Below are 13,983 nucleotides of genomic sequence, written 5' to 3' on the forward strand. Positions count from 1 at the left end.
TATTGAGGAAAGGAAACCACATGACGGAAACGATCAAAGACAAGGTTAGAGCCTTCGTCATCGAAAACTTCCTGTTCGGCGATACGTCCTACGATCTCGCCGATACAGCCTCGCTGATCGAGAATGACATCATCGATTCAACTGGCGTTCTCGAACTGGTGGCCTTCATCGAAGATCAGTTCGGCATTGTCATGGGCGACGCCGACATCGTGCCTGCGAATCTCGATTCGCTTGCGCGCATTTCGGCCTTCATCGAGGCCCGGGTCGGGGCGCCGGCCACGGCATAATCTAGGCGCGAGGGGGCGTCCATGCGGTTCGAGCAATTCCTTATTGGCAATGCCGGCAGGCAAGCGGCGAAAACGGCGCTGGTCACCGACCGCCGTCGCCTTAGCTACGGCGAATTCGACGACCTAACGGGCAGGCTGGCTGCCGCGCTGGCGCGGGCCGGCGTCAAACGCAACGATCGCGTGCTCGTCTTCATGGACAATTGCTGGGAAGCGGCTGTCTCGATCTTCGCGATCCTGAAGGCCGGCGCGACCTTCAGCCCGATCAACGCCTCGACCAAGGCGGACAAGCTCGCCTATATCATCACCGACTGCGAGGCGGCGGCGATCCTGACGCAGGCAAAGCTGATGCCGATCGTGGCGGAGGCCCAGGCGCTGAGCGGCAACTCGGATCTCTTCGTTGCCTCGACGGCTGCGCCCAATGGCCAGACGCCGGCTGACGCGATCTCCTTCGAAACCTGCCTCGCGGAAGTGGCAACGCCCGTGCCGCATCGCGGCATCGATGTCGACCTTGCGATGCTGATCTATACCTCGGGTTCGACCGGTCGGCCGAAGGGCGTGATGATGACCCATCGCAACATCGATGCTGCATCGGATTCGATCACCACCTATTTGCGCAACGAACCGGACGATATCATCCTCAACGTATTGCCGCTTGCCTTCGACTACGGCCTCTACCAGATGCTGATGGCGATCCGCATCGGCGCGACGCTGGTGCTCGAAAAATCCTTCGCGTTCCCGCATGCGATCTTCGAGCGGATCCGGGAGGAGGGCGTTACCGGCTTCCCACTGGTTCCGACGATGGCGGCGATGATCCTGCAGATGCGCGATCTGGAACCCGGCTTCCTGCCGAGCCTGCGTTATCTCTCCAACACCGCCGCTGCCTTGCCGCCGCCGCATATTGCGCGGCTCCGCGAGCTCTTTCCGGGCGCCCGGCTCTATTCGATGTACGGGCTGACGGAATGCAAGCGATGCACCTATCTGCCGCCGGAAGAACTCGACCGCCGGCCGGGTTCGGTCGGCATCGCGATCCCGAACACCGAGGCGTTCGTCGTCGATGACGAAGGCCAACGCGCGCCGCCGGGCGTTCCCGGTGAACTTGTCATTCGCGGTCCCCACGTCATGCAGGGCTACTGGCGCAACGATGCCGCGACCGAGCGCATGCTGCGGCCGGGGACGAACCGATGGGAAAAGGTGCTCTATACGGGCGACCTCTTCCAGGCCGACGAAGAGGGCTTCCTCTATTTCGTCGGCCGCAAGGACGACATCATCAAGACGCGCGGCGAGAAGGTCGCGCCCAAGGAAGTCGAGACCGTGCTGCATGCGCATCCGGGCATCGCCGAGGCCGTGGTGGTCGGCGTCGCCGATCCGGTGCTCGGCCACGCGATTGCGGCGCTGGTGGTGCTGTCCGATCCCAGCCTGACGGACAAGGACATTATTCGCCACTGCGCCCGCCATCTCGAAGATTTCATGGTGCCGAAGATTGTCGAGTTCCGCACCGAACTTCCGAAGACGGATACTGGTAAGGTCAGCCGCCGCCTTGCGGCTGAGACGATGGAGCCCGCCCAATGAACATTCTGATGACTGAGGGCGCGCGCCCGTTTTCGGCCGAGACGCTGACGATCGATCATGCGGCCGAGACTGACCGGATCGTCGCCGGGCTGCGTGAGCAGTTGCGGTCGATGAAGAAGCGCGGTCTGGTGCTCGGGCTCTCCGGTGGTATCGACTCGAGCGTTTCGGTCGCGCTGGCCGTGCGCGCCGTCGGCGCCAAGAATGTCTTTTGCCTGTTCATGCCGGAAAACGATTCCGATCCGGAAAGCCTGCGCTTTGGCCGCCTCGTCGCCGAGACCTTCGGCGTCGAGGCAATCATCGAGGATATCGGTCCGACGCTGAAGGCGATGGGCTGCTACGAGCGTCGCGATGCATTCATTCGCGAACTGGTTCCGGACTATGGTGACGGATGGGCCTCGAAGATCGTGATCGCCAATGCGCTCGAAGGCGAAGGCTACAACATTTCCTCGCTCGTGGTTCAAAGCCCTGAAGGCACGCAGTCGAAGCATCGCATGCCGCCTTCGGTCTATCTCGGCATCGTCGCCGCCACCAACATGAAGCAGCGCACGCGCAAGCAGGTGGAGTATTACCACGCCGACCGGCTGAATTTCGCCGTGCTCGGCACGCCGAACCGGCTGGAATACGACCAGGGTTTCTTCGTCAAGAACGGTGACGGCGCGGCCGACGTCAAGCCGATCGCGCATCTCTACAAGTCGCAGGTCTACGCGCTTGCCGCCCATCTCGGCATTCCTGAGGAGATCCGGCGCAGGCCGCCGACAACCGACACCTATTCGCTGGAGCAGACGCAGGAGGAATTCTACTTCTCGCTGCCATACGACCGCATGGACCTCTGCCTCTACGGGCTCAACAACGGTATCGAGATCGACGCCGTCGCTCAAGCGGCAGGCCTGACGGTCACGCAGGTGGAGCGCGTCTGGGCGGATATCGCCGCGAAGCGCAAGGCGACGCGCTACCTGCATCTGGGTCCCCAGCTCGTGCAGCCGGTGGAGGAGATCAAGGGCTGAACGCGAGCCGCGTAGCTCGGCGAGGTTGTTGCGGTGGCTTCAAGGAAGCGCCGCAATAACCGAAGCCCTGGTCAGTCGAACTGTCCGGCGATCAGCCGGCACCAATGCTCTCCGGCAATACCATTGAAAAAGCCTTGCCCGTCCCGGCAGGCCTGGACGATTGCCGGGTCACGGGAGTGGAGCACGGTCGAGGCGACATGGACGAAGGCAATCCGGCGCCCGAGCATGGCTTCCATAAGCACCGGCTGTGTCCGTCCCCGTAGGCCCGGAAGTCCACGCTTGGCGGCATGATCGACAAGACAGTCGATGACCGGGCCGGCCTGGCCCGGCAGCGCCAAAACCTGGAGGACCCGTCCGATCGCACCCGCCCTGGCGTAATAGGCGAAAGCGCCAACGAGCGTGCCGGTGCGCGCCGCGACCAGAGCGTAGACGAGCTCTCCCTGTTCGGGCTTTTGCTCCGCATCACCGAGAATGTAGTCGAGCTGCCCTTCGGCCCATTCGGGGCGCAGCGGAAACTGCGCGATGAAACGATCGACCACAGCGGCAAAGCCGTTGCGATCGGTTTCCTGTGTCGTGAAACCGGCCTGGCCGATGCCGGCGGCAGAGACGGCGGACCAACGTTGTTCGCCCGGCGCCATCCGCTTGCGGTAGGCACTGTCAATGGCCCGCGCGAAGGGTGCGGCAAGCCGCGCCGGCTTGATGCGGTTGGCCGCTACACTCAGGCTGAAGGAAGCGGGTTGGATGACACGCACCCAATCGAGGCTGTATTGCGGCAGGACGACGCCCCGAAGCCGTGTCCACATCTGCATCGAGACGTCGCTTGCGGTTTCGCTGAAGGAAAGATCCTGTGGGCCGGCCAGAAAGGCCTTGAGGATGCGCGCTCCGGCCAGGGGGTCGCTCTCGCGATCCTCGACCATCAGCGAGCCGCAGATGGCGGCGCGCAGCCGGCGGCCATTCAGCACCATTGGCAGGACGTTGACGCCGACAAATCCGGAAATGACGCCCTTGTCGTTCACGTGCACGAGGGGGCGTATCTGCGGATCGCAGCCGGGCGCATCGAGGTAAAGCTGCTGCATGTAATCGGCAAGTGCCGGCGGCGGTGTGCTCTGGTCATTGCGGAACACCCGCTGGAACATGCCTGCAATCGCCGGGATGTCCGCGCGTTCGAGCGAACGGATTTCGCTCATGTGGGTAAGCTTCCGGCCCGGTCATCGATTTTTCTGACGATGGCGACGCGTGGCTTGCCGTCGCGATCGGTTGCGAACGTCACAGGCTCATAGGTCTTGATGCGCGACAGAAGGGCCGCCGCCTGTCGATCCTGGCCCTCGCCAAACTCGAACAGCAGCCAGCCGCCCGGCTTCAGAAAGGCGACGGCGTCGCGGATCAGGCGCTGGTGAATGGATATGCCATAGGGGCCGCCATCAAAGGCTTCACGCGGCTCGCTTTCAAGCAGGTGCGCCCGGTCTCCCTCCAGCCGTCCGGTCGAGATGTAAGGCGGGTTGCAGACGATCATATCGACCGCGCCTTCGAGATTATCGCCTTCGAAGGCGGCGAAGAGATCCCCCTGCCGGATGCCAACGCGTGCGCCGGTTCCGAGCCGGTCGACGTTGCGGCGCGCCAGCGCAACGGTGCTGTCCGTGAGGTCGGCGCCCCAGACGCGGGCAGACGGGACATCGTTGGCGATACCGAGTGCGAGATTTCCAGAGCCGCAGCACATGTCGATGACGGTCGGTGCCGAAGGGCCATCCGCGAGGATCGACACGGCTTTTCTTCCGAGGAGCTCCGTTTCCTCGCGCGGGACGAGAACGTCGGGCGCCAGTTCAAGCTCCACGCCCATGAAACGATGCAGACGGATATGATTGTCGTTGTGCGGCACGGCCACCCCCTCATGTCCTCGGTCGAATTGTTCCTGGATAAATCTGTAGACGCGCAGTGCTGCAGCCTATTGTAATCGGGTAAATGAAGCTCAAATGCAATTGCGGCGCATGTGTTAACCGCGCAATCATCTCTACCTGCTACCTTGCGCAGCGATCAAAGGCGATTGCTCGCTGTCATTGAGTGCGCTTCTGGGCAATGAACGGCTGGTTGGTGTCAAAGGCAGATCGGAATGGCTTCGGAAGGTGTGAAGGAACGCGCGCACAGACCGTTCCTCTCGATGATCATGTCCTATGCTGCATCCGGCGGCAGCCTCGTCATCGGGTCCGCCGCCCAGCTTCTGACGTTTGCTATCCTGGCGCGCTGGCTCGGCGTGCATGAGTTCAGCGTTTTCGTCGCAATTACCGCTGTCGCCAACATCGCCGTGCACCTGTGCGGTCTCGGCGCGATGGAATGCCTGGTGCGCCGCGTGGCGCGCGATCGCAGCATGTACGCGCGCATGCTCGGGCACAATATTCTGCTGACCGCCGTGAGCGGCGTGATCCTGGTTCTGCTCGGCGCTGCCGTCCTGCCATTCTTCTTCACATTGTCACCGGATCCCGCCACCAATGTCGCGGTGATCACGCTGATGCTCATCACCAACATCGTCTTCGTTCGCATCATCGTGCTGGCGGAGCAGATTTTCCTCGCGCATTCGAATTTTGCCTCGGCAAACAAGGTCGTCGTCGGCTTTGCCGTGGCGCGCACCATTGCCGCCGCGCTCGCCTGTATCGCGTTCGGAGTTGCGACGGTCGCCTCCTGGGCGGTGTGGCAGTTCATCTGTCATGTGCTCGTGGCTGTCGGATGCTGGCGTGCCGTCAAGGTGCTGGGGCGTCCGACCTATGGCATCGTCCGTGAAGAGTTGCCGCTGGGGCTCTATTTCAGCATCCCGTTCATCCTGCGGGCCGTCAGGCAGAATGCCGACCTCTTGGTTTTGAGCCTGGTGGCGACTGCCGAGGTCATGTCGAGCTACAGCGTCGCGCGGCGTATGCTGGAGAGCAGCTATCTGTCGGTCGAAGCGCTGAACCGGTTGATCTATCCCGGCTCCGCGAAAGCGACTGCAACCGGGCTGCATCATGCGTTCGAACGTGTGCGCAAGGTGCTGATTGCCGCCACCTCGATCAGTATCGCTGCTGCCGTCGCGGTCTTTGTGCTCGCTCCAGTCTTGCCCTATCTTTTCGGCAAGGATTACGTGTCGCTCGTTTCCTTCGTCCGCATCCTCTGCTGGGTCGTGGTGCCGCTTGCCATGTGGACGGTGGCGATGGAGGCGCTCGGCGCATCTGGGCACCATCCGGCGCGCGCCTCGGTCATGGGCCTCGGCAGCGTGCTCGGCGCCGCGCTTACGGCCTGGGCCACCTGGCATGCGCCGCCGACCGGAACCTTCGTCTCCTTCTACGTCATCGAAATCGCGATGGTCATCGTGTCCTGGACCGTCTTCCTGCGCTTCGTGCGGAATGATCGGGAGCAGGCCGCTGGCGGCGCGTCTCTGGCAACGAGGATGGCCCATGAAACTTGAGGCCGAAAACAGCCATGCCGCAAGGCCGCTCGGCCGGGAAACGCCGCGCCTGGGCAACGTACGGGCCATGGAGCCTCGGGATATCCCCATCGTCAGCAGCATGTTCACCCGGATCTTTCGCAAGCGCCAACAGGCGGCGAGCGAAGAGCTTCAGCGGTATCTCGAGACCACCTTCTTCGGCAGCCCGCTCTATACCCCGGACAACGGCAGCATCGTCTATGACGACGGGACTGGCGGTATCGGCAGCGCCATACTGGCGCTCCCGATGGAGTTCACGGTCAATGGCCGACATACGGTGGCGAAACTGCTTTGCGCCTTCATGTCGGAAGGCAAGGCCGGCGCAGTCGGCGCGGCCTGCCTTGCCCGCGCCATGCGCGCCGCCAGACAGGACATGTGCTTTTCGGACAATTCGTCGCCGGTCAGTGCGGACCATTGGGTGGCAGGCGGGGGCGTCGTGCTTCCGATACAGAGCCTCGATTGGCGCCGTGCCTTTCGGCCGCTCAAAGCCTGGGCTCTGACGATCGGCCGGCAGGCGCCGCTCCTCCGGTCGCGCGTCGTCCTGGGGCCGCTTGCGGTTGCCGATCGAATCTTGCGCCGCCGCCGCCCCCGGACGAAGCCGGATGCGCGAGCCGGTTGCGCGACGCGCGCCATCGATCCCGCGGCCTTTGTCGAATGCGCCGGGCCGATGCTCCAGCGTTTTGCCGTCAGACCCGTCTGGTCCCGCAGTGAATTCGACTGGCTGACGGCCGTCGCCAGTTTGAACAGCACTCTGGGGGAACTCCTGAGCCGGGAGGTCGTGGATGAGGGCGGGCGCGTGATCGGCGCCTATCTCTATTTCGGCAAGGCCGGCGAGACGGCGACGGTGCTCAACATCGTCTGCGAGGCGGGCCGTGAGTTCGACGTCACCGCGCAAATGTTCCATTCGCTTGATGCGGAGGGCTACGTGCTTGCCACCGGCAGCGCGCAGCCTTTCCTGATGAACGCGATCTCTCGCCAGAGATGGCTCTCCTTCCATCATCGCGGCTACTTCTGCATGGTGACCCGGCACGCGGATCTCAAGGATGCCGCGCAACGCAACGACATCTATGTCGGCGGACTGGCATCAGAGAGCTGGAGCCGGTTGCTGACTGACTTCTGACCCCGCGCGTTAAGCGGCAAGCCCTGCCATTTAACGGAATATTCACCCTACAACCTTAATTCTGCGATAGATGGCGGCTCGCGGGGTCACGATCTTCGCGTCTTGATGGGCGTGCGTGAGGGATGCTTATGTATAGGCCGGACGAGGCCGAGAAACGGAGGCCCAGCCAGCCGGCGCACGATCAGCGTGCACCGGCCGCGAGAGGCTCGTTGCTCGATCTGCTGTCGTCTGACTTGCCGGAAGCGGAGCAGGTGGCCGATAAGCCCGCGAATGCGCGCTTGCAACCCGACGAGCCCTTGGGAGCGTCGCGGCTGCAGCCCAGGGCCGCTGTGGCTACTCCACCGGTGCGTCGCGAAAGTTACTTCCCGGGATTGAACGAACTCGGCAACGTCGGCGTCGATGATATCATCGGCTGGCTGCGGGACGGGCTCCTCTGGATCGTCGTCGCAGTGATGCTCTGCGTGGCCGCCGCGCTTGCCTATGCGATGACGGCGACGCCGCGCTACAATGTCTACACCGACATCGTTGTCGACCCCTCCAATCTCAATGTCGTCAGCGACGACGTTTTCACCTCCAACCCGCAGCGCGACGCGCAGTTGCTGGAAGTCGAAAGCAAGCTTCGCATTCTCACATCGCGCAACGTGCTGTCGCGCGTGATCGACCAGTTGCACCTTGCCGAGGATCCGGAGTTCGTGAAGCCCTCGGCCTTCGGTTCGCTGAAGAGCCTCTTTTCGACGAAGGCGGAGCAGCAGGCAGGAAATGAACTTGCCGCGATGCGAGCGCTATCGGAGCGCGTCGAAGCCCGGCGCGAGGAGCGCTCCTTCGTCGTGGTCATGAAGGTCTGGAGCGAGGAGGCGGCGAAGGCGGTGACACTGTCCAACACGATCGTCGCGGCCTTTGAGCAGGAGCTGTTTCAGTCTGCCGCCGAGAGCGCCGGCCGTGTTGCCCAGAACCTCAATGCGCGCCTCGATGAATTGCGCCACAATGTCACCGAGGCTGAACGCGCCGTCGAGGATTTCCGCCGCAAGAATGGTCTGCAGTCGACCAACGACGGCCAGCTCGTCAGCAATCAGCTTTCGAACGAACTGAACACGCAGGTTCTCGACGCCCAGCAGCGCTTCATCCAGGCGGATACGCGCTACCGGCAGATGAACGATGCCATCGCTCAGGGCCGAACCGCGAGCGCCTCGGAGTTCGAATCCGTCAACATGACGAACCTGCGCGAGCAATATAACGTGCTGCAGCAGCAGATCGCCTCGATGCAGCGCACCTATGGCGAGCGCCATCCGCGTCTCGTCAATGCCCGCTCCGAGCGCACGACGCTGGAAGGGGCGATGACCGACGAAGCGCGCCGCATTCTCGATCGTGCCAAGGCGGACATGGATCGCGAGCAGCAGGCATTTGCTGCCCTGCGGGCCAAGGCGAGCGACGAGAAGTCCAACGTGTTTTCCGACAACGAAGCCCAGGTGCAACTTCGGGATCTCGAGAGAGATGCCCGTGCCAAGGCCACAATCTACGAGACCCACCTGGCGCGCGCCCAGCAGATCACCGAGCGCCAGCAGATCGACACGACCAATGTCCGCGTGATCTCGCGCGCCTTGCCGCCGAATGCGCGGAGCTGGCCGCCGCGGACATTGATCCTGCTCGCGGGAGGCGCGATCTTCGGTCTCGCGCTTGGTATCGGCCTGGCCCTGACGCTGGGGCTCTGGCGTTTCCTGCGCGGACGCCGGCCCGCAGTGGCCTGAGAAAGGGGACGGCATGACGAGCGCCGTCTATCGCGAGGAGAGCCCGGCGGACCTGCTCCGCGTCCGTATAGGAACCGTGCTCTTCATGGCGACGTTCCTGTTCTTCTGGATAACGACCACGCCCTTCATCGACCTGACCGGGGCGGCGGTGCTGGATCCTTCGGCCGGCAATTCCAATCGCTTGAACCAGATCGTATCGCTTGCACTTTTCGCGGGCATGTTCGCCTATGGGCTGGCGCACCCGATGCGGGGCATCATCCTGCAGCCGCGGCCATTGCTGGCCGTGCTCTACATCTGGTTCCTGTTCGTCTCGGCTATATCGGCCTATCCGATGTTCGGCATCAAGGGGACCGTGCTCGCCGTAATGGTGACGATCAACGCCAGCATTTACCTGCTGCTGCCCGCTTCGGAGCGACATTTCGCCAAGATGCTCGGTATCGGCACCTTGTTCATGCTGACGGTCGCCTACTACGGCATTCTCTTCAAGCCGACCCTGGCGATCCACCAGGCCTCCGAACTGCGCGAACCGATGAACGCCGGCCTTTGGCGTGGTCATTTCCCCCACAAGAACAGCGCCGCGGCGGCCATGGTGATTGCCGCCTTCTTCGGTCTCTTCGTCATGAACGTCTGGTCGCGCGTGGCCGGGGTGGCTATCGTCGTTCTGTCGTTCAACTTCCTGCTCCACACGGGCGGCAAGACTTCGACCGCCATGCTGCCGGCGATTGTGCTGCTTGCCTGGGTTTTCGAGCGGTTCCGCTTTCTGCGCATCCCGATCGTTATCGGCGGGGTCGGTCTGTTCAATCTCTTCGCCGTCGGCTCCGCTGTGTTCAAGCCACTTAGCGACTTCGTCACCGAGCTTGGCATCGATGCGACCTTTACCAACCGCGCCGATATCTGGCGCTTTGCCTTCACGGCGCTCGCCGAACAACCGATCACCGGCTACGGCTTCAAGGCTTTCTGGCAGACGTCGGAACTGGTCAACAGCGGGGGCTCGATCGAGACCTGGGCTGTGGCTGCCGCAAATGGTCACAACTCCTATCTCGACATCGCCCTGACGACGGGTTTTCCCGGATTGTTGCTGACAGTGATCTGGCTTTTGGTCCTGCCTCTCCGCAACATCGCGCGCCTGGCACCGGCCGTGGAGCATTCGCATCTGACCCGGCTTTACATCCGCGTCTGGCTCTACACGATCTTCAACGCCGGCCTCGAAAGCCTGTTTTTCGAGGGCGGCAACCTCCTCTGGTTCACCTTCCTCTTTTCCCTTTACGGCCTGCACCTACAGTCGCGCGCGGTTCTCTCGGTGGCCCCGCAGCAGGTAAAATCCGGAGCCGTCTATGCCTGATCTCCTGCAAACCGTCGACGGCCTTGTCGATCGCGTCGCCAACCGGTTGATCTGGCGCTTCGCGGCCAAGCCGCGCGACGTTGTGACCGATGTGCCGCTCGTTTCCTTCACCTTCGATGACGTGCCGGATACTGCGCTTCATAACGGGGCAACGATCCTCGAACGCCACGGTGCGCGGGGAACGTTCTACATCGCTGGCGGATTGGCCGATCGCGTCGAGGTTGATCGCACTCTGATCTCAGCGGAGGGCTGCGCCGATCTCGCCGATCGAGGCCACGAAGTCGGCTGCCATACCTTTTCACATAACAAGATCAGGCGCCTGGGTGCTGCCGGTCTTGCTCGCGATCTCGACCGCAATGCCGACTATCTGAAGCGCAGCGGTGTCGGGCCGGCAGCGACGAATTTCGCCTTTCCCTACAATGCCGCCTGGCCGCTGTCGCGCCGGGAGCTGAGGCGGCGCTACCGCACCTGCCGCGCCGCTGGCGAAAGCATCAATCGCACCGCCGTCGACCCGTTGATGCTGAAGGCAGTGGAGATCCGTCAGCCGGAAGCGGATGCGCGCGCCCTGAGCGGATGGATCGACGATGTGGTCGCCCGCCCCGGCTGGCTCGTGTTTTTTACCCACGACATCGCCGCGCGTCCGACGCCCTATGGCTGCACGCCGGAGACCTTCGAACACCTCGTCGAATACGCGGTCGCGAAGGGATGCATGGTCCTGCCCGTCGAGCGGGTGCTCGACAGGCTCGGCTGGTAGGGGAGCGCCATGTCCGGTCAGCGGCTGCTCGCAATCAACAACTACTTCTATCGCCGCGGCGGCGCCGAAGCGGTTTTCTTCGACCATGTGAAAATGTTCGGCGACATCGGCTGGGACGTGGTGCCCTTCGCCATGGAGCATGAGGACAACGAGCCTTCGCCATGGTCCGACTATTTCGTCTCCGAGATCGAATACGGCCGGCGCACCAATCTGCTGCGCAAGGTCGTGCAGGCGGCGAGCGTGATCTATTCGCGCGAGGCGCAGCGCAATGTCGACCGGCTGATCCGGAGTGCCCGGCCCTCGATCGCCCATGCGCACAATGTCTATCATCATCTGTCGCCGGCGATCTTCTCGACGCTGAAGCAAGCCGGCATCCCTGTCGTCATGACGGCGCACGACCTGAAGCTTGCCTGCCCCTCCTACAAGATGCTGCGTGACGGCGCCGTCTGCGAGGACTGTCGCGGCGGGCACGTCTACAACGTGTTGCGCCACCGCTGCATCAAGGGAGAGGTGACGCTGAGCGCGGTGGTGCTTGCGGAAACGCTGGTCCACCGCGCGCTCGGTCTCTACCGCAACCAGGTGGACCGCATCGTCGTGCCGAGCAAGTTCTACGTCGAGAAGCTGGTCGAGTGGGGATGGCCGCGGGAGTGCATGGTCCACATTCCGAACTTCGTCGACGTCGACGATTATTCCGACCACTGGACAGAGGGCGACTACCTCGTCTTCGCCGGACGTCTGGCGCCGGAGAAGGGGTTGGGGACGTTGATACGAGCGGCGGCATCGTCGCGCCAGCGCCTGGTGATTGCCGGAACCGGGCCCGAGGAAGCGATGCTTCGCGCACTCGTCGAGCAGACGGGGGCCGATGTCACATTCGCCGGTTATCTCTCGGGCCAGGCCCTGCACCGTCTGATTGGGGAAGCACGCGCCCTGGTCCTGCCGTCTGAATGGTACGAGAACGCGCCGATCAGCGTGCTTGAAGCCTATGCCTTGGGACGACCCGTCATCGGCGCATCGATCGGCGGTATTCCCGAAATGATCCGGGAAGGTGAGACCGGGATGACGGCAAAACCCGGTGATGCTGACGATCTCGCGCGCGCATTGACGCGGATGGCGGCGCTCCCTTCCTCCGAACGTGCGGCCATGGGGGCATCGGGCCGGCGCTGGGTCGCCAGTGAATTCTCGGCTGCCGCCTATCGCGACAGAACACTTGACCTCTATGCATCGCTCGGGGCGGGCGAGGGCCGGCGCCGTTAACCGTCGCGCGCAATTTGTAGTAAAGTGGGCTCGCCGTATGGTTTCTGGTCAGTTATATAAGTGGTCAATGAAATATTTACTTGGTCGATAAGTATTTCGCCGTGAAATCCGGTACGGACAACTTTCGAGGCGACGCATGAGCAGTAACTCTGATGTCTCGCGAAGTCACCGCCAGCAGCCGGTGATTGCACAGGAGATGGCACAATCCGGGCTGTCCGAGGGACGCGCGCAGATGCCCCGGCGCGGCGCGGCTCTGTCTGGGAGGCAGCGGGCTCTGGCCGTCCAGAGTGGAGCTGTTGCCGCCAGAGGCGAGCGCAAGCGCGTGATGATGCTGGGCTTGCGCGGTATTCCGAACGTCCAGGGCGGTGTCGAGAAACACGTTGAAATGCTCGCCAGCAAACTCCTGGGCTACGGCTGGGATGTCGAGGTCGTCGGGCGTCGGCGCTATCTTCAGGAAAGCGACTGCTACGCCTGGAACGGGGTCGAGGTCATCCCTCTCTGGTCGCCGCGCCGCATGGCGCTGGAGGCGCTGGTTCACACGTTCCTCGGCGTATGTCTTGCCGCCTGGCGGCGGCCGGACGTATTGCATATCCACGCCATCGGCCCGGCATTGATGACGCCGCTTGCACGCGTTTTCGGACTGAAGGTTGTCGTCACCCATCATGGCTACGACTACGACCGGCAGAAATGGGGCGCCTTTGCCAGGCGCACGCTGAAGCTCGGCGAGTTCTTCGGCATGCGGTTCTCGAACGGGCGCGTGGCGATATCGCAGGATATCGTCCAAACCATGCGCACCCGCCACCATGTGTCGATGACGCTGGTCCCAAATGGTGTCGCGATTACGCTGCCCTCCGGCAACGCCGGTATTCTGCATGAATTTGGCCTGGCGCCGCGACGCTACATCCTGCTCGCCGCACGATTGGTTCCGGAGAAGCGGCAGCTCGATCTCATCAGGGCCTTTGCGAAATGTGGGCTGATGGATGTCCGGCTCGTTATCGCTGGCGGCGCGGAGTTCGAGACACCCTATGTCCGAGAGATGAGAACCCTCGCCGCCGAGGTGCCGGGGGTTGTGCTTACCGGCTTCCAGTCCGGCGATAGACTGGCAGAACTCTTCGCCAATGCCGCCCTGTTCGTGCTGCCTTCAAGCCATGAGGGCATGCCGATCGCGCTACTGGAGGCGATGGCCTACGGCCTGCCCTTGCTGGCAAGTGATATCATTCCCAACCGGGAACTGGACCTTGCGCCCGACGAGTATTTTCCGCTGGGCGATATCGATGCGCTTGCAGCCGGCATCACCGCAAAGCTTGCTGCGCCACTCAGCGATGACGATGTGCGGGAGCGCACGGCCCACGCGGAAGCTACCTACAGTTGGACAAGCGTGGCGCAAAAGACTGCGGCGGTGTATAGCGCATTGCTGGCGAAATAGGCTGACGTTTGCGTCTGCCCGTGTCTTCGCCAAT

General features: G+C 63.0%; 12 protein-coding genes. 10 read left to right on the forward strand and 2 right to left on the reverse strand.

Annotation, left to right across the window (positions count from 1 at the left end):
- The first annotated feature begins 20 nt into the window (after positions 1-20).
- From IB265_RS30590 to nadE, 3 genes are read left to right on the forward strand one after another with little or no spacing between them, the layout of a single operon-like run.
- Positions 21-287, forward strand: a complete 267-nt coding sequence (locus IB265_RS30590) for an acyl carrier protein (RefSeq protein ID WP_057251289.1) — start codon at positions 21-23, stop codon at positions 285-287.
- A 21-nt stretch (positions 288-308) separates the two neighbouring features.
- Positions 309-1,856 carry a class I adenylate-forming enzyme family protein gene (locus tag IB265_RS30595; protein ID WP_057251288.1) on the forward strand — a complete coding sequence of 516 codons (1,548 nt, stop codon included), beginning with the start codon at positions 309-311 and terminating at the stop codon, positions 1,854-1,856.
- Positions 1,853-2,860, forward strand: a complete 1,008-nt coding sequence (nadE, locus tag IB265_RS30600) for an NAD(+) synthase (RefSeq protein ID WP_057251287.1) — start codon at positions 1,853-1,855, stop codon at positions 2,858-2,860. The genes IB265_RS30595 and nadE overlap by 4 nt, the downstream gene beginning before the upstream one ends.
- A 71-nt stretch (positions 2,861-2,931) precedes the next feature.
- On the opposite strand, the gene IB265_RS30605 is transcribed toward nadE, so the two are convergent.
- Both IB265_RS30605 and IB265_RS30610 read right to left on the reverse strand, forming a co-directional pair.
- Positions 2,932-4,047 (reverse strand): hypothetical protein, encoded by a 1,116-nt coding sequence (locus IB265_RS30605; protein ID WP_192495630.1) that lies wholly within the window; start codon positions 4,045-4,047, stop codon positions 2,932-2,934.
- Positions 4,044-4,697, reverse strand: coding sequence for a HemK/PrmC family methyltransferase (locus IB265_RS30610; protein ID WP_192495697.1), 654 nt, complete (start codon positions 4,695-4,697; stop codon positions 4,044-4,046). Before IB265_RS30610 ends, IB265_RS30605 begins: the two co-directional genes overlap by 4 nt.
- Before the next feature lie 270 nt (positions 4,698-4,967).
- On the opposite strand from IB265_RS30610, the gene IB265_RS30615 reads away from it, so the two are divergent.
- The 7 genes from IB265_RS30615 to IB265_RS30645 all read left to right on the forward strand — a co-directional run bounded on the left by IB265_RS30615 (position 4,968) and on the right by IB265_RS30645 (position 13,949).
- Positions 4,968-6,290, forward strand: a complete 1,323-nt coding sequence (locus IB265_RS30615; protein ID WP_192495631.1) for a lipopolysaccharide biosynthesis protein — start codon at positions 4,968-4,970, stop codon at positions 6,288-6,290.
- On the forward strand, positions 6,280-7,428 hold the full coding sequence (locus tag IB265_RS30620; protein WP_375293097.1) for a GNAT family N-acetyltransferase: 1,149 nt from the start codon (positions 6,280-6,282) through the stop codon (positions 7,426-7,428). The genes IB265_RS30615 and IB265_RS30620 overlap by 11 nt, the downstream gene beginning before the upstream one ends.
- Before the next feature lie 128 nt (positions 7,429-7,556).
- Positions 7,557-9,173, forward strand: a complete 1,617-nt coding sequence (locus IB265_RS30625; protein ID WP_192495632.1) for a GumC family protein — start codon at positions 7,557-7,559, stop codon at positions 9,171-9,173.
- A gap of 13 nt (positions 9,174-9,186) precedes the next feature.
- Positions 9,187-10,515 (forward strand): O-antigen ligase, encoded by a 1,329-nt coding sequence (locus tag IB265_RS30630; RefSeq protein WP_192495633.1) that lies wholly within the window; start codon positions 9,187-9,189, stop codon positions 10,513-10,515.
- Positions 10,508-11,269, forward strand: coding sequence for a polysaccharide deacetylase family protein (locus IB265_RS30635; RefSeq protein WP_192495634.1), 762 nt, complete (start codon positions 10,508-10,510; stop codon positions 11,267-11,269). The genes IB265_RS30630 and IB265_RS30635 overlap by 8 nt, the downstream gene beginning before the upstream one ends.
- Before the next feature lie 9 nt (positions 11,270-11,278).
- Positions 11,279-12,523, forward strand: a complete 1,245-nt coding sequence (locus IB265_RS30640) for a glycosyltransferase family 4 protein (RefSeq protein ID WP_192495635.1) — start codon at positions 11,279-11,281, stop codon at positions 12,521-12,523.
- A 325-nt stretch (positions 12,524-12,848) separates the two neighbouring features.
- Positions 12,849-13,949 carry a glycosyltransferase family 4 protein gene (locus tag IB265_RS30645; RefSeq protein ID WP_246806105.1) on the forward strand — a complete coding sequence of 367 codons (1,101 nt, stop codon included), beginning with the start codon at positions 12,849-12,851 and terminating at the stop codon, positions 13,947-13,949.
- Positions 13,950-13,983: the final 34 nt, after the last annotated feature.

Source organism: Ensifer sp. ENS10, assembly GCF_014852025.1.
Classification (GTDB): domain Bacteria; phylum Pseudomonadota; class Alphaproteobacteria; order Rhizobiales; family Rhizobiaceae; genus Ensifer.